At 40.5% G+C, this 15,722-nt stretch carries 16 protein-coding genes and 1 rRNA gene; 9 read left to right on the forward strand and 8 right to left on the reverse strand.

Annotated features, from left to right (window positions below; all coding sequences use genetic code 11):
* Window positions 1-27 precede the first annotated feature (27 nt).
* Window positions 28-741, reverse strand: a complete 714-nt coding sequence (locus tag MMP72_RS03440) for a DUF3108 domain-containing protein (protein ID WP_241314528.1) — start codon at window positions 739-741, stop codon at window positions 28-30.
* Between the two features lie 195 nt (window positions 742-936).
* Complete coding sequence (locus MMP72_RS03445) at window positions 937-1,620, reverse strand: hypothetical protein (protein WP_241314529.1); 684 nt, start codon at window positions 1,618-1,620, stop codon at window positions 937-939.
* Between the two features lie 231 nt (window positions 1,621-1,851).
* On the opposite strand from MMP72_RS03445, the gene MMP72_RS03450 reads away from it, so the two are divergent.
* A complete protein-coding gene (locus MMP72_RS03450; protein ID WP_241314590.1) occupies window positions 1,852-2,736 on the forward strand; it encodes a TonB family protein in 885 nt (294 codons plus the stop codon).
* A 99-nt stretch (window positions 2,737-2,835) separates the two neighbouring features.
* Here MMP72_RS03450 and MMP72_RS03455 read toward each other — a convergent pair whose 3' ends face one another.
* From MMP72_RS03455 to miaB, 4 genes are read right to left on the reverse strand one after another with little or no spacing between them, the layout of a single operon-like run.
* A complete protein-coding gene (locus tag MMP72_RS03455; RefSeq protein ID WP_241314531.1) occupies window positions 2,836-3,123 on the reverse strand; it encodes an antibiotic biosynthesis monooxygenase in 288 nt (95 codons plus the stop codon).
* 11 nt (window positions 3,124-3,134) lie between these two features.
* Entirely contained in the window at window positions 3,135-3,620 is a 486-nt protein-coding gene (gene ybeY, locus MMP72_RS03460) for an rRNA maturation RNase YbeY (RefSeq protein ID WP_241314533.1), read from the reverse strand.
* A 59-nt stretch (window positions 3,621-3,679) separates the two neighbouring features.
* The gene (locus MMP72_RS03465; protein WP_241314534.1) at window positions 3,680-4,762 is read right to left on the reverse strand and encodes a PhoH family protein; all 1,083 of its coding nucleotides are present in this window, start codon (window positions 4,760-4,762) and stop codon (window positions 3,680-3,682) included.
* A 38-nt stretch (window positions 4,763-4,800) separates the two neighbouring features.
* Window positions 4,801-6,252, reverse strand: coding sequence for a tRNA (N6-isopentenyl adenosine(37)-C2)-methylthiotransferase MiaB (gene miaB / locus MMP72_RS03470; RefSeq protein WP_241314536.1), 1,452 nt, complete (start codon window positions 6,250-6,252; stop codon window positions 4,801-4,803).
* A 248-nt stretch (window positions 6,253-6,500) separates the two neighbouring features.
* Between miaB and MMP72_RS03475 the strand changes: the two genes are divergently transcribed.
* The 4 genes from MMP72_RS03475 to MMP72_RS03490 all read left to right on the forward strand — a co-directional run bounded on the left by MMP72_RS03475 (window position 6,501) and on the right by MMP72_RS03490 (window position 10,723).
* Complete coding sequence (locus tag MMP72_RS03475) at window positions 6,501-8,456, forward strand: lytic transglycosylase domain-containing protein (RefSeq protein ID WP_241314592.1); 1,956 nt, start codon at window positions 6,501-6,503, stop codon at window positions 8,454-8,456.
* Between the two features lie 28 nt (window positions 8,457-8,484).
* Window positions 8,485-9,171, forward strand: coding sequence for a ribonuclease I (locus tag MMP72_RS03480; RefSeq protein WP_241314538.1), 687 nt, complete (start codon window positions 8,485-8,487; stop codon window positions 9,169-9,171).
* 166 nt (window positions 9,172-9,337) lie between these two features.
* The gene (locus tag MMP72_RS03485) at window positions 9,338-10,324 is read left to right on the forward strand and encodes a malate dehydrogenase (RefSeq protein WP_241314540.1); all 987 of its coding nucleotides are present in this window, start codon (window positions 9,338-9,340) and stop codon (window positions 10,322-10,324) included.
* A gap of 156 nt (window positions 10,325-10,480) precedes the next feature.
* Complete coding sequence (locus MMP72_RS03490) at window positions 10,481-10,723, forward strand: DUF2789 family protein (RefSeq protein ID WP_241314542.1); 243 nt, start codon at window positions 10,481-10,483, stop codon at window positions 10,721-10,723.
* Between the two features lie 23 nt (window positions 10,724-10,746).
* On the opposite strand, the gene MMP72_RS03495 is transcribed toward MMP72_RS03490, so the two are convergent.
* Entirely contained in the window at window positions 10,747-11,274 is a 528-nt protein-coding gene (locus tag MMP72_RS03495) for a hypothetical protein (protein ID WP_241314544.1), read from the reverse strand.
* A 113-nt stretch (window positions 11,275-11,387) separates the two neighbouring features.
* Window positions 11,388-11,996 carry a 2OG-Fe(II) oxygenase gene (locus MMP72_RS03500; RefSeq protein ID WP_241314546.1) on the reverse strand — a complete coding sequence of 203 codons (609 nt, stop codon included), beginning with the start codon at window positions 11,994-11,996 and terminating at the stop codon, window positions 11,388-11,390.
* A gap of 427 nt (window positions 11,997-12,423) precedes the next feature.
* Between MMP72_RS03500 and rlmJ the strand changes: the two genes are divergently transcribed.
* From rlmJ to MMP72_RS03520, 4 genes are all read left to right on the forward strand, one after another.
* Window positions 12,424-13,281: a 23S rRNA (adenine(2030)-N(6))-methyltransferase RlmJ gene (rlmJ, locus tag MMP72_RS03505; protein ID WP_241314548.1), complete on the forward strand. Its 858-nt coding sequence runs from the start codon at window positions 12,424-12,426 to the stop codon at window positions 13,279-13,281.
* Between the two features lie 38 nt (window positions 13,282-13,319).
* A complete protein-coding gene (gene pssA / locus MMP72_RS03510; RefSeq protein WP_241314549.1) occupies window positions 13,320-14,153 on the forward strand; it encodes a CDP-diacylglycerol--serine O-phosphatidyltransferase in 834 nt (277 codons plus the stop codon).
* A 16-nt stretch (window positions 14,154-14,169) separates the two neighbouring features.
* Window positions 14,170-15,231 carry a DUF6670 family protein gene (locus tag MMP72_RS03515; RefSeq protein WP_241314552.1) on the forward strand — a complete coding sequence of 354 codons (1,062 nt, stop codon included), beginning with the start codon at window positions 14,170-14,172 and terminating at the stop codon, window positions 15,229-15,231.
* Window positions 15,232-15,634: 403 nt separating this feature from the next.
* Window positions 15,635-15,722, forward strand: a 16S ribosomal RNA gene (locus tag MMP72_RS03520); the annotation flags it as partial.

Here is a 15,722-nt window from a genome sequence, read left to right on the forward strand (position 1 = left end):
GTTTGCGATATCTGGCTGCTTGAGCGCTTAATTACTTTTACCTGAATAGCCTGTTAATAGGAGTCCATAAGATGATTTTCCATCATTGTGGGCCATTTTTACTGGCAGGTAGTCAAGTTGAGGCGCTAACCAAAATACGGTATTACGTTCAGGCTTGTCGTGTTGCATCACGACTTTGATGGTATTAAAAGTACCGTAATTGGTCTTAATTGTTTCAGTCCCTTGTTTCACAAAGCGACGATCATCCAATGCTTTTGCATCGGCAATTTGGTATTTGGTTCTGAGCGTATTGTTTTTCAAATCTTCACGGATTTGCAGCTCAGCATTGAGTTCGTCTAGTGCGCCTGCTTGCCATGCAAATGAACGAGATTTGTCATCTTTTTTGGTATTGATGACTTTACTGTTTGGATTAAAGTTAATACTCATCGTATTGTTATGGATCAAGATTTTGCTACTGCGACTAAATTTCTGAGAAAGAATTTTATTATCGACAAAGCCAAACTGACTGGTTTCAGACGCAGAAGCAATACCACCTGCTTTGGCGGTAAATTGATAAGTCCAGTTATTGCCTTGCTGAGACAGCGTACGAGTTGCTGAGCCTAGGTTTTTATTGTTATAGCTAAACTGATAGCTCGCTTGGAATGGTGTCATCGCCAATGCATGACTCGATAGGCTTGCGCCTAAGATTGCAGTAGAGCTTACGATCGCGATACTGAGAACTTTTGATAATTTCTTTGTCATAATACGATGCCCTTTGAGTGAATAATATGATACATCACTCGCTTATCAGGAGGATTGATAATTATTATGCCTGTAGATTGTGAAGAAAAAATCAGGTTTTCTGCTCAGCACTTGTTAATTTTCGTATAAATCATGGTGCTATAAGTTTGATCAATGGCAAGAACGATAGCGTTACTTGCCTGTTTCGGTTGCGTCTTATTTCTTCTTCAAGTTTTTTTGCTGGATGGGGGTCACGGTGGTGTCTTCTATATCATCTTCATCAAAGCGATCATCATCAGATGGATATAAGATTGCAGCAAGGTTGACATTGCCCCATACAATCAGTTCGGCAGGGCGGACTCGGGCACGATTGACATGAACTTTACTGAGGGTCTCGATAATGCTTGGTTTTTTGCCAAACCAGCGATTTAAATCCAGATAAAGTAAATCATCTTTGACGGTGACGATCTCAAAATGTTCTAAAATTTTGCCTAATGGGTCTTCTTCACGAAATTTTTGGTAATACCAAATAGCAACATAAAAGCCCCATTTCTGGAAAATATTCTTAAACTTTGCTTCGATGACTTGCGTATTACTGATTTGCTCAAACACCATCAGTTGCACATTTTGGTTCATTTCCATCTGAATCAGCTTTAAATCTACAGAAAGGGTGGTGTGTAAACCTTTCACATCCAATGTGGTGTATAGACGTAGCCAGCCATCATAAAGGTCTGCATGTAGGTCTTGCATGATCTCTACATTTTCTGTGACGTAACGCTCCATGGTTGCGTTCACAAATACTTGTGAGAGTGGAAATTCTCTTTCTTCTTCGATGAATTCTTCGGCTTTTTGGTAAACTTTACGTAGACGTTTGAAAACGGATGAAAGTAGCGTTTGCATAAAAGTTGTTCCAGAAAGTGAATGGTTTATTCGCCATCTTTGTATTAACTGAAAATAAAAATAAATTTGTAGCTTGCAGTGTAGCAAAATTAATTGCTACATTTTCATAAAATGATGGTATGGAAACACTGCAAGCTTAAGTGGATCACATTTTTCTTAACTTTTGAATATTGGTTTGGTTTTTATACGGTTCGTGCCGTTGGGGATGTGACATTTTGTCGCTTGAATACCATGTGGAATAAAATAAATTTTCGTACTGAGTTATCTCATCATTGGTGGCAAGATCCAATTTTCGTTGGAGCTGTTGCTTTAGCGATCTTGTTACATGGTGTTGTGCTGTCGACTCAATTTGCGATGCCATCACCGTCTGATACCTCGACCAAAGAAATCGCTGTTTCGGTTCGTCTAAGTCAAGATAAGGTTAAAGATGCTGATTTTTTAGCTCAAGCTGATCAAACTGGTTCTGGAGAGTTTCACAAAGCACATCGCATGTCGAGTGATATGCCGTCACCGATGCAAACAGATGCAACCGCGGGGGAGACTGAGCTTGATCGTTTGGAAACGATTCAACAAAAGCGTGAATTAAACTTTGAAGAAAAAGTGCTCATGACCGTGCTCAGTTGGCAAAAACAAGCCGAGCAAAGTGAGCGTAAAAAAGCATTAGATGAGCTACAGAGTCAGTTCCAAGCAAAAGCTGCGATGGTGGCAAGCTTAGAAGCACAATATTTACAACGACAACAAAATTTCAGCCGTAAGCAACGTATTAAAACTGTTGATGGTATTCAGGCCAAACAAGATGCATCAGCGGCGTATCTCGATAAGTTTCGTCAAAAGGTGGAGTTGTATGGTAATCGCTATTATCCAGATGCAGCAAAGCAACAGCGTTTAGCGGGTGAAGTTCGCTTAATGGTCATTTTAAATGCGCAGGGTGGTATTCGGGCGATTCGTTTAATTGAAAGTTCTGGACATCCAATTTTGGATGAAGCCGCACGAGCTTCGGTTCGTCGTGGTGCGCCGTTTGGTACTTTTGATGCCAATATGAAAGATATATCGGAGTTACGTATCATTCGTACATGGCGTTTTGATCCTATCGATGCCGAGTTTGAAGTGCATTAAGTCGTTCTTCTCTTTTTGTGTATATCTACGAAAAAACGGCCTATAAAAGCCGTTTTTTCGTAAGCGTGTGGATAAGTTTTTTATTATCCACATTCCATTTTACGCAGAGTAAGCACGTTCTACGGTACAGATTTCAACACTAAAGTTTTGATACCATTTTTCTTTACCTAAGCGCTGAGCGACTTGATGTTCTGCATCTTGTTGCCAGCGTTTTATATCCTCTAGGCTGTGCCAGTAAGACAGTGCAATTTCAAAACCATTTTCACTACACGCTTCAAACTTGAAACAGTTATATTCACTCAATGCCTTATTTCTCAGCTTGTGCGCCATTTCTGAATAGGTTGAATCGAGTTGTTTGATCGTGGCTTTAAAAATGACGATATACATGGGATATTTTCTTAGATTTCATCCGCTTGGTAAGGGTTGGTTATGCCAAGTTTTTTAAGGATCTGGATTTCCAAAGCTTCCATTTCTTCTGCATCAGATTCACTGGTTTCATGATCGTAACCTAACAAATGTAAAATGCCATGAACCAATAAATGCGTAAAATGATCACTTGGTGTTTTTTGTTGTTCTGAGGCTTCTTGTAATACCACAGGGATACAAATCACCAAATCACCCAGCGGTTCTGACTCAAGTAAAGAGAGCATTTCCTCTGGAATATCACTCGGAAAAGATAGAACGTTGGTGGGTTTATCTTTTTCACGATATTGCAAATTCAGCTCATGGCTTTCTGCAACATCAACACAAGCAATCCCGATTTCGCAATTAACGTCAAAACCGACATGGCGTAATGTGGTTTCGATATTTTTTTTGATTTGACCACGTTTAAGTGGAAGTTCAACCGTTTGAAAGTCTTGTTGAAGACTTAAATTGATTTTCAAAAATAGATCCTTAACTATGGCCCCAATCCTTCTTTTATCAAGAAGGATTGGGGATTTTTCTAAATATGCTGTGCATCTGCTGCGGAGTCATTCTCTGCAATCAGTGCCTCTTGTTTGGCTTTACGCTCGGCACGTGCTTCAGCAGATAAACGCTGCTGTTCGCTATCCCAGCCTTCGTAAGCTTCAACAATCTTTTGTACCAGTTGATGACGTACCACATCACGTGAGTGGAAACGCGTGATATGAATCTCATGTACATTTTCAAGGACACGTAAGGCCTGTGCTAAACCTGATTGTTGGCCACGCGGTAAATCGACCTGTGTGACATCACCCGTAATCACAGCCCGAGAACCAAAACCTAAACGGGTGAGGAACATTTTCATTTGTTCAGGTGTGGTGTTTTGCGCTTCATCCAAAATGACAAAAGAATGATTTAAGGTACGACCACGCATATAGGCAAGTGGAGCGACCTCAATGACTTGACGCTCTATTAGTTTGGCAACTTTCTCGAAGCCAAGCATTTCATACAATGCGTCATAAAGCGGGCGTAAATATGGATCAATTTTTTGGGTGAGATCACCAGGTAAAAAACCAAGTTTCTCACCTGCTTCGACTGCGGGACGAACCAATAAGATACGTTGGATTTCATTACGTTCCAGCATATCTACGGCAGCAGCTACTGCTAGGTAGGTTTTACCTGTACCTGCTGGGCCAATACCGAATGAAATATCACTTTGTAGAATACGCTGCACATAGCGTTTTTGGTTGGTGCCTCGAGGATTAATGCGGCCTTTACGGGTCTGAAAATAGACATCTAAAGGGGTATCATCTTCATCTATTCCTTCACCGACTAACTCAAAGTCTCGGTCAGTTTGTGAGGATTGAATCATGAGGTGTAATAAATCAGCACTGATTTGTTGTGATGCCTCAGATTCCGCGTAGAGCCGTTGCAATAATGCTTCGGCTCTTTCGACGGTTTCAATATCACCATCAAGGTAGAAGGCATCGCCTCGGTGAGTAATTTTGACATCTAAACGTTGTTCGATTTGTTTTAAATGCCCGTTATACGCACCGAGCATGCTTTTTAGGCGTTCCATTGATATCTCAGGGAACGTTACTGTACGTCGAATCGCTGCAGTCAAGAGAAACCCTCTTATTGACTTATGAGAATACCTCTACATTACGCCACGTCAGGTTCAAGATTCAAGAGTTCACCATAAACTAAATTTAAAGTTTTAATTTCAGTAATCTCAATTTCTGCGAAACGCCCAATCCAAGCAGCATCACCGATAAAAGCAACCAAACGGGTGTTGTCAGCCGTACCCATTAATACATTTGGATCTTTATCAGATACTTTTTCAATCAGGACACGTTCGATTTTACCAAGCATGGCATCCGTTTTATCAATACTCGATTTTTTAATCACTAGCTGAACTTGTGCTAAACGGTCTTTTTTCACTTGTTCAGGGGTGTCATCGGGTAAGTCAGATGCAGGTGTACCCGGACGTTTTGAATAAACAAAACTATAAGAATGGTCAAAATCTAAATCTTTAATGAATTGCAAGGTCTCAGCAAAATGCACATCAGTTTCGCCCGGGAAACCAATAATAAAGTCACTGGATAAATGCATGTCTGGACGGACTTTGCGTAATTTGGCAATTTTATCAATGTATACATCAATGGTGTGATTGCGTTTCATGGCTTGCAGTACATCGTTTGAACCGCTTTGTACGGGTAAATGCAAGTGAGACACCATTTGAGGGAGGTCGCGGTAGCATTGAATTAACTCATCCGAAAACTCAAGTGGGTGAGAGGTGGTATAACGCAAACGTCCAATCCCCGGAATTTCAGCCACCAAGCGCAGCAGTTCAGGGAAGGTGCAGATATCACCTTCAAAGGTTTCACCACGATAGCCATTGACGTTTTGACCAAGTAAACTGATCTCACGCACGCCTTTTTCTGCCAGCCCTGCAATTTCCGCCAAGACATCATCGAGTGGACGCGAAACCTCTTCACCGCGGGTATAGGGAACCACGCAGAATGAACAGTATTTTGAACAACCTTCCATGATGGATACAAAGGCTTTAAACCCTTCCACGCGTGGTTCAGGTAAGAAGTCAAATTTTTCAATATCTGGGAAAGAAATATCAACCAGTTTAATTTTTTCTTTCTTTGGCTTTTCGATTTGAGCTTGATGCTGATCCAGCATTTGCGGTAAACGGTGTAGAGTCTGTGGACCAAAGACCATATCGACATAAGGCGCACGTTTTTGAATGTTGTCGCCTTCTTGTGAGGCAACACAACCGCCTACGCCAATCACCAAATCTGGATTTTGTTCTTTAAGTTTGCGCCAGCGCCCTAATCCGCTAAAGACTTTTTCTTGGGCTTTTTCACGAATAGAACACGTGTTCATCAGTAAAATATCAGCTTCTTTTGGATCAGTGGTCAGCACATAACCATGCGAATCACCCAGCAAATCTGCCATACGATGACTGTCATACTCATTCATCTGACACCCTTGCGTTTCGATATAAAGTTTTTTAATCAAAACATCAGTGGTGTGCATTGGCTGGGTAACAGTGTTTTCTGAGGCAGCTTTTAAAGCACTTGGAATGAATGTTTGAACCGTCATGCAGGCTCCTGAACAAGGTGGATTTGAACAAACCGCGGATTATAGCAGTATTTTTGCGGGAGCGCAGAGAATAAAAAACTGACAAAAAAAGACAGTTTATGATTAAAATTGTATAAGTGTTAATGAATATGAATCAGTAAGTTACATAACACAACAATAGTGGAAAGCCAGACTTATTACACTATCACAGTTGGGTGAATTGGGCATGTTGATTGATGACGATGAAAAAGCAAGGTGATTTAATAGCGATGGAACGTAATAAAGTGAATAACAAGAACCACTTCCGCCGTTTTATCGCAATGGGTGGCTTGCTAGCATGTTCATCCGTCTATGCTTTAGATGCACAATTTAATGATGCTTTACGCGCTGCCAACGCCAGTAATATTGCTTTGCTCGATCAATTTCAAGAGCAAATGCAAAATGATGTATTAGGTTATTATCCAGAATACTGGAAATTAAATACCAATCTTGGTTTTCAACCTGCTGCTGCGATTATCAGTTTTGCCCAACGCTATCCGCAATCTGCGATGGCAGAAAAGTTGGCAGCAGATTATGTCGAAGAAAAAGTAAAACTGGCGAGTTTTGCTGAAGCTAAACCAGTATTAAGTTATGTCACCAATCCAGACCAAGCGGAAAGCTGTGCAATCGCACAAGTACGGGCAAAGACTGGAGATAGTTTGGTTTATGCTGAATACAAAGATATTTGGTTGACTACAAACACGCAGCCTGAATCATGTAATGGTTTGGGGAGAATGATGCTTTCTAGTCCATTAATGACGACACAAGATCGTCAGCAGCGATTGTGGGGGCAGTTACGAGCAGGACAATCGGGTCAAGCCATAGCAACAGCACAAGCACTTGGATTGAACTTATCCTTAGCCCAATTGAATCAGATTCAAGCCAATCCCTTAGAGTATTTATGGAATGCGGGCAAAACCAATGATGCAGATTATGCATATTTGATTTTTGCCTTAGGGCGTATTGCAGATAGTGATTTAACCAATGCTTTGGCCAATTTGCCACGTGCTGTTCAAGATACACCACCAGCAGTGCAACAGTATTTGTACCGTACTGTAGGCTATGTGGGTGGCACCACCGTTATGAAAAATGGCTTTAATCGTGGCGTATTGAATGCTTTCGATCAAAGTTATGGTTATCCATTTAGTCCTGAAGAAGCGGAAATTTATGCGCGTCAGTCGATTCGATTTGGGGCATGGGAAAGTTTGATTCGTGCGATTGATGCGATGTCGGTGACGCAGAAGCAAGAAGATCGTTGGCAATATTGGCTTGCGCGAGCGTCTGAGCAACGTTCAGATGCTGCTTCAAAACAAGCTGCACAGCAGATTTATCGTAAATTGGCTCAAGGTGATGACTATCATAATTTGCTTGCCAAAGACCGTTTAGGCGAACGTTATAATCATAAGGCATATGATGAACAGCCAAGTTCGCAAGATATTCAACGGCTTAACCAAAACATTCATTTTAAACGGGCTTTTACATTAAGAGATGTAAATGCCCCAGCGACGTATATCAACAGAGAATGGAATTGGGCTGTTCGACAGGCCTATTTACAACAAGATGATGGCTTGTTATTGGCCGCAGCGAAACGAGCACATGATATGGGGTGGTATGATCGCGCGATTTATGCGGCTGATCGAACTACTTCCAAGCATAATGATACTTATCGTTATACAACACCACATCGTAGTAATGTGAGCAGTCATAGTTACAATGCCGGCGTTGATCCCGCTTGGGCCTATGGTCTCATGCGTCAAGAAAGTCGTTTTGTCACGTCCGCACGTTCCCATGTTGGTGCAGGCGGGTTAATGCAAATTATGCCAAATACAGCCAAGTTGATTGCGCGTCAAATGGGTGAAACTTATAACCCAGCAGCATTAAGTGAAATGAATACCAATATTCGCTATGGCACTTATTACCTATCCATGATTCAGGGACAACTGAGTGGTAATGCTGTATTGGCAACAGCAGGTTATAACGCAGGACCGAATCGCGCACGACGCTGGCAGCCAGATGGTCAAACCATTGCCGCTGATCAATATACAGAAAGTATTCCATTATTAGAAACACGTGACTACGTGAAACATGTCATGACCAATGCAACACATTATGGTGTGGTGTTAGGACAAGGGCCACAATCCTTAGAAAAAAGGATGGGTGCGATTCCTGTACGAAATACCCCTTAACATACAATCGGATGTTTAATTTGAAATCATGAAGTTTTGGCATTTGATGAAATCAATAAATTTACTTAAAAGGCGGTTGATCAGATTGGGACAGGCATTGCTCTGTTACATGATCTTTTCGTTTGGTGCGCCATTATATGCAGCAGATAGCCCGAATATCGCTGGCTATATTTTGCACGTACAAATGACGCCTGCCGTTTGCGCTTTGGATTCATCGAAACAAAAACAACGTAAATGTTTAGAAGGGTATTCACTTACAATTTCAAGTCTACTTCCCGAAGTGCCCGTAAACCGTAATTGTGAAACCAAGTCATCTGCGAATCTTTCGCCTTTACAAGCAACAGTCGTCGCGCGTGTAATGCCAAACGAAAATGAGCGAGTGCAACTCTGGCAACGGGTGGGTGGTTGTGTTCCGATGAATGCCAGTCAGTATTTTAGAACGATTATTAATTTTGCTGAGCGTTTAAAAGTTCCAGCCGATTTGACCAGCCCCAATACGATTTCCGTTCAGAAAGAGAGCCTTAGGCAGCAATTTACCAAGTTAAACCCCTCATTGCCGGCGAATGGTATTCGTTTTAACTGCCAACATTCAAAATCAGATTCGATTTTAACTGAGATTCGAGTGTGTTATCAGAAAAATGGGCAATATAAACAATGTGCTAGTCATGTTGTGACAGGATGCCCAAATGAATTTATAATCAAAGGAAGTTATTAATCTTTATCTGACTTAATTTGTATTTTCCATCAGACTTTTGTTGAAATTCATTCTCTTTTACATGCATCTGTGTTCGCTTTAGAGTACAATCTTCGCCGTTTATGATCATTCGATTGAATCACAATAATATTCAATCGTGCTAACGCATCTCATTGGAGAATATCACATGAAACAACCCGTTCGTGTTGCCGTTACTGGCGCTGCTGGTCAAATTGGTTATAGCTTATTATTCCGTATTGCAAGCGGTGAAATGCTAGGTAAAGATCAACCTGTAATTTTACAATTGCTTGAAGTTCCTTTTGAGAAAGCTCAACAAGCGCTTAAAGGCGTGATGATGGAACTTGATGACTGTGCTTTCCCATTATTGGCGGGCATGATCGGGAGTGATGATCCTAAAGTTGCATTTAAAGATGCAGACTATGCATTGTTGGTCGGTTCTCGTCCACGTGGTCCTGGTATGGAACGTGCTGACTTGTTGAAAGTCAACGGTGAAATCTTCATTGGTCAAGGTCAAGCATTAAACGAAGTTGCGAGCCGTGATGTGAAAGTATTGGTTGTTGGTAACCCTGCAAACACCAATGCTTATATCGCAATGAAATCTGCTCCAGATCTTCCAGCGAAAAACTTTACAGCAATGTTACGTCTTGACCACAACCGTGCGTTGACTCAAATTGCTCAAAAAGCTGGCGTTGCTGTTTCTGATATCGAAAAATTAACCGTTTGGGGTAACCACTCTCCAACAATGTATGCGGACTACCGTTTCGCAACTGCAAATGGCGAAGGCTTAAAAGACAAAATCAACGATGCAGAATGGAACAAAGATGTGTTCCTTCCAACTGTTGGTAAACGTGGTGCTGCGATCATCGAAGCACGTGGTTTGTCTTCTGCTGCTTCTGCTGCAAATGCTGCAATTGACCATATGCGCGACTGGGCGTTAGGTACAAATGGCAAATGGGTGACTATGGGTATCCCATCTGACGGTTCTTATGGTATTCCAGAAGGCGTCATGTACGGTGTGCCAGTGACTTGTGAAAATGGCGAATACACACGTGTTGAAGGTCTTGAAATTGATGAATTCAGCCGTGAGCGCATGAACATCACACTTCAAGAACTTGAAGATGAACGTGCAGCGATTGCTGACATGTTAAAATAATTTATCTTTTTGATAAATTGAAAGCACTCTCCTAGAGAGTGCTTTTTTATGCGGATTAAAAACAAAAAACAACAAGAAAATATAGACATACATCTGCATGGCTACCGTATTTGCTGTTAGATTATTTCTATAGTGGACATAATTTGGAGAATAACAATGTTTGAACCGCAACCGACACTGGAACTTTTATTTGAGCAACTCGGGCTTGGGGCCGATGATGCTGCAATCGAAAGCTTTGTAAAAAGTCATCAGCTACCTGCCGAGCAAAAATTACATGAAGCTGAGTTTTGGAGTGCAGGGCAGAGAGATTTTTTAAAAAGCCATATTGATAAAGATGATGAGTGGGCTATTGTGATTGATGAGCTTAATCAGCAACTGCATCTTGATAGTACCCATTAGAAAGTCCAAAAATAAAGCTCACATTAGTGAGCTTTATTCCGTATGAGAGCTTTAAACCAGTCTTCCTGACGTACTAAATTAAATGCTGAATGCTCTTGTAACAATACTAAATCATGGTCAATACATGACACATATTTTTTCAACCAGTGTTGAGTTAAGGCATGTTCTTTTTTCGCTGTAGAGGCATAAGCCAAAAAGAAATAAATATCTATATGATGGTTATGTGCCAAAGGTTTTAAAATTTGCTGGGTGATTAAAGCAAAGCGCTGCTCTTTGGTCAGTTCGAAATACATCATATATGCTTTGGCTAAATATAAAGACAAATTCAAATACAAACTCAGGGGCATTTCGTCATTTGCAATACGTGCCTGTTCAAGCAGTACGATAGCTTCTTGTAAAAAATGCACCTGTTCCTGACGAATATGGCTCAACATGACCAATTGCAAGCGCAAGTCGGAACGCTCCAAAGCCAGCTCTGGGGTATCATTCGATAAATAGAGTTGATCTGTTTCACCAATTCGAGCAATCACATCTTTGGTTTCATTCGACATTTATTGATCCAAAATCGTCAGTTATGCCTAGGTATATAAGGCTATTTGTCACAATTTAAAGGTTGATGCTCTATAAACTTTGCAAGCTATACTTTATAGGTGTGTGTAAGTGGCTATCCATTCCAAATTGAACTGCCACTACGCAACCATGCTGTAATGGATAAACGCTGCTGCTTTGACAACAACACTTCATGTAATGAATCACTTTGGAAGATGACAAGACGGTTGGGTAAAGGTTGGATAATATGCCATTGAGCATTTTTATCTTGGAGCCGTAACTGACCACCCCAATGTTCCTGCCAGCTTTCATGTAAATAGAAAACCGTTGAAATCATTCGATCATTCTTTTGTTGGGGATTATCACGATGTAAGGCATAAAACTCACCCGCGTGATAACAAGCAAAATGAGCTTCTACTTCTTTTATCCCTAGATAAAACGCTTGGTTCAATGCTTGTGATAAATTTTCTAAGGCCTGAATGTGTTGTTGCGCAATGGATAATTGATCATCAATCCATAAAATGTGGTCGCTACGAATATGGCTGACCACACCATTTTGTACACCTGCTGCTCGAAACTCTTTCAAATGTGAACTACATTCTTGAGCCAGCTCACGCACATATTCATTGGGGTATACATCATCCACCAAAGCAAATCCAGATGTATTTAAATCATCTAAAATTTGATCAATATTCCACGATGTAGGAAGTAAGTTGAGTTGCATACAGCTCCAATGAACATTCATTTGATTACGGTAGATTTTTAGATGATCACATCAACGCTAAAGAATACTAAGGGGCTGTTGATATCTCAACCATGTCTTGCGTTATTGACTAAAACAACATAAACAAGGCATGAAACGTAGGCAATGGCGATTCCCTTGTCAAGTTTCATAACGAAGTTTATGGAAGTTTTAGCCATAACCCTGAGCAAAAGCAAAGCATTGCTTTGATTGCAGCGCAAGGCGAAGCTCAAGGACAGGGACATTTTTTGCTGCTACTGCGTTATGCCTTACTTATTTAGAATGGCTAAATTACGTAAGCCAAGCCTTGTATCCGCTAAAAAATGTTCACTGTCGCAAGTATGTGTGAAATGTCAACAGCCCCTATTTCATGATAAACTATCCTTTGAATTGAGGAATATTTGTCAACATGAATTACCGTCACCATTTCCATGCAGGTAACTTTGCCGATGTTATGAAGCATGTACTTTTGCTTCAACTGCTTACTCGTTTAAATGCTAAAGATAAACCTTATCGGTATATCGACACCCATGGTGGGGCGGGTAAATATAATTTATCACTTGCACCATCACAAAAATCAGGCGAGTTCCTTACTGGGATTCACCGTTTAGTGCAATTAAGCGAGATGGAAAAGCGCCAAGCACCTGAGTCCATTCAGGAGTTTTTAAAATTAGTTGGCACTATACGCGAGCAGGAAGGTAAGGGCAGTTACCCAGGTTCGCCTTGGTTTGCTCTACAGGCAATGCGTGAAATTGATAAAGCGACTGTATTTGAAATGCAGCGCGATGTATTTGCGGAGTTACGTCACAATATCCACGATAAACGTATGGGCTTACATGAACGTGATGCCTATGAAGGTTTATTCGGTGTCATTCCACCAAAAGAAAAGCGTGGTTTGGTGATGATTGATCCACCATACGAATTAGAGCGCAAAGATTTCCCTCAATTGGTTGAACTTTTACAAATCGCTCATAACAAGTGGCCAACAGGTGTATTTGCAGTCTGGTATCCAATTAAAGATCGTGCAATGATCGACCGTTTTGAAAAGAAAATGTTTAAAACAGGGATTCGTCGTCAATTGGTTTGTGAAATTTGTGTATGGCCTGATGATACGCCAGTTGGATTAAATGGTTGTGGTTTACTGGTGATTAACCCACCTTGGAAATTCTCAGAAGATGCTGATCAGGCTCTACAATGGTTATTTCCACATTTGCGTATGAGTGAAAATGGTGGTCATGCTGCGGTACGTTGGTTGGTGGGTGAGTAACCCATCAACGTCAAAATATTGTCGAGGAATTGAAAATAATGACAAATTCTCCTAAACCTGATTCTGATTCAAATAAAGATGTACGTCCTTTTGATCGCATCACATTTGAGGTGGAAGAAGAAGAGCATACGCACGAAGGCCAAAAAGTAAAACGTCGTGGTATTTATTTATGGCCAAATTTAATTACAACAGCGGCACTTTTATCTGGTTTTTACTCAATCATTGCCAGTATGAATGGAAACTTCAATCAGGCAATCTATGCGATTTTCCTCGCTGCATTACTTGATGGTTTAGATGGTCGCGTAGCGCGTGCAATTGGTGCACAAAGTGCTTTTGGCGAACAATATGATTCATTGTCTGATCTGTTGGCTTTTGGGGTTGCACCTGCAATCTTAATGTATAGCTGGAGCTTACATGACTTAGGTCGTATTGGTTTAGCTTGTTGTTTTATTTATACCGCATGTGCAGCGTTCCGCTTAGCGCGTTTCAATGTACAAATCGGTGTGGTGGATAAGCGTTACTTTATTGGGATTGCCAGCCCGCTGGCTGCGGTCACTGTGATTTCGCTGGTTTGGGTCGGGCGTGATTTTCCATTCTTGTTCGACTTGAAAGATATCGTGATACAAGTGATCAATGCTGCGGTCATGGTGGGTATTGCTTTGCTGATGATTTCAAATATCAAGTATTACTCATTTAAACAAATGGATCGCAAGCGTGTACCTTTTGTCGTGATGTTACCTGTGGTCTTGATTTTTGCTGCAATCACGTACAACATTCCAGTAGGGATCTTGATTGTATGTATCCTGTATGTACTTTCAGGCTTTGTAACGACTTTATTTGCGAAAAAGAGTGATTCAAAAATAACAAATTAAAATTAGGAGGTTCAGTATGCCAATGTTGATGAATAACAATCAATTAAAGCAACTGAACCTCAATAAGTCAGATGCTTTAACGTTTTACCCGCCCAAAGGTTTATTTAAAATCGTTTATCAGGCTTTGATTCTGCCGAATCTGCCAGAGCCGTTTCATTATCTGAATTTCATTAGTTTAATTGGACAGCCACGTATTCCGATTTGCTATAACGCCAGTGCGATCACCACAACAGCCATTGATACGGCAACGGTATTGGTGAGTAGTAGTGTGGCAACAGTTGGGCATCTCAAAAGTTATAGTGCCAAAGAACAATGCCAATTTGAAATTGATCGCTATCAATTTCTTGATGTTGATGATATTCAAGTAGAGTCAACAAATTATTATTTTAAGCGGATTGATGATGAGTTAAGTTGTCAGTTAAAAGTAAATACCTACTCTGAGATAGAGAATCATTCAGCATTGCAGTGGGGTGTCGCTGATTATTGGTATGCAAAATGCCAATGTGAAGGTGAAATCACCTATAAAAAACAAAAATATAAAATACAAACTCAGGGTGTTCTGAAACATGCCAGAGCTGTTTATTTACCCTTTATTGCCTTTCATTTTTTCACTTATCAAATTGTTCAGATTCGTCCAAACCTACAAATCATACTCTCTGAGTTAAGAAATCAATGGAATAACATCATTTTTTCAAGGATTGAAATTCAATACGATCAACAACAAATCATACTTTACGATGACCAAGTTACTTTTGATGTAACACGGGTTTATCCTAAAGTTCAGACACCAAATGGTCGGGAAATGTACTTGGCACGAGAGTTTATTTGGCAATGTCAGGAAAATGATCAAGTTACTTTTCAGCTTAAAGCACAAAGCCGAGGTGATTATAAGTTTGGATTGGCAGCGGGCTATGTCGGAAGCTTTAATTATCAATTGCGTTGGAAAGAAGAGACATATGAAGGTTCAGGCTATTGCGAATATATTGATTGCCGACCTTTACATTGGCAAGAAAAGAGCAAAACCGAGCAAATATTAGATGAAATTCCACATTTTCAGCCTTATTTGTGCAAGAAATAGACACTTGTCATAATAATTCCAAAAATGGGGTTGCGCGGTAACTGAAATGCTGTAGAATGCACATCCATCGGCGGTGATGCGAATAAAAACTTGTTGATAAACAAGGATTTGGATCGAAAGGTTGAATTCTTGGAATTGAGAATAAGTTTTAAAAATATCTAAATTGCCTGTTGACTTTTAAGAGATTGAGAGTAATATAGCCGACCTAGCTTGATGGTGACGAATCATCGAGAAGATCATTAAGAATTGAAGAAGAACAACTTGTGTGGATTTTTACTGGTTAATCGATCGAAATTATTTTCATTGATTGAATGGTAGAAATTACTCGAAGTTTATTTGAGAAATATTTGTCAGAAAATTGATGAGCCAGATTTGGTGCTTAGAATAAAGCACTATTGATTTTAAACTGAAGAGTTTGATCATGGCTCAGATTGAACGCTGGCGGCAGGCTTAACACATGCAAGTCGAGCGGGGAAGAGTAGCTTGCTACT

This window comes from Acinetobacter sp. NIPH 2699, from assembly GCF_022549355.1.
Classification (GTDB): domain Bacteria; phylum Pseudomonadota; class Gammaproteobacteria; order Pseudomonadales; family Moraxellaceae; genus Acinetobacter.

Bases quoted from the DNA above. Each gene is read 5' to 3' on its own strand.
- MMP72_RS03440 (WP_241314528.1), bottom strand. From the start codon at position 741: ATGACAAAGAAATTATCAAAAGTTCTCAGTATCGCGATCGTAAGCTCT.
- MMP72_RS03445 (WP_241314529.1), bottom strand. From the start codon at position 1,620: ATGCAAACGCTACTTTCATCCGTTTTCAAACGTCTACGTAAAGTTTAC.
- MMP72_RS03450 (WP_241314590.1), top strand. From the start codon at position 1,852: ATGTGGAATAAAATAAATTTTCGTACTGAGTTATCTCATCATTGGTGG.
- MMP72_RS03455 (WP_241314531.1), bottom strand. From the start codon at position 3,123: ATGTATATCGTCATTTTTAAAGCCACGATCAAACAACTCGATTCAACC.
- miaB (WP_241314536.1), bottom strand. From the start codon at position 6,252: ATGACGGTTCAAACATTCATTCCAAGTGCTTTAAAAGCTGCCTCAGAA.
- MMP72_RS03475 (WP_241314592.1), top strand. From the start codon at position 6,501: ATGGAACGTAATAAAGTGAATAACAAGAACCACTTCCGCCGTTTTATC.
- MMP72_RS03480 (WP_241314538.1), top strand. From the start codon at position 8,485: ATGAAGTTTTGGCATTTGATGAAATCAATAAATTTACTTAAAAGGCGG.
- MMP72_RS03485 (WP_241314540.1), top strand. From the start codon at position 9,338: ATGAAACAACCCGTTCGTGTTGCCGTTACTGGCGCTGCTGGTCAAATT.
- MMP72_RS03490 (WP_241314542.1), top strand. From the start codon at position 10,481: ATGTTTGAACCGCAACCGACACTGGAACTTTTATTTGAGCAACTCGGG.
- MMP72_RS03495 (WP_241314544.1), bottom strand. From the start codon at position 11,274: ATGTCGAATGAAACCAAAGATGTGATTGCTCGAATTGGTGAAACAGAT.
- MMP72_RS03500 (WP_241314546.1), bottom strand. From the start codon at position 11,996: ATGCAACTCAACTTACTTCCTACATCGTGGAATATTGATCAAATTTTA.
- rlmJ (WP_241314548.1), top strand. From the start codon at position 12,424: ATGAATTACCGTCACCATTTCCATGCAGGTAACTTTGCCGATGTTATG.
- pssA (WP_241314549.1), top strand. From the start codon at position 13,320: ATGACAAATTCTCCTAAACCTGATTCTGATTCAAATAAAGATGTACGT.
- MMP72_RS03515 (WP_241314552.1), top strand. From the start codon at position 14,170: ATGCCAATGTTGATGAATAACAATCAATTAAAGCAACTGAACCTCAAT.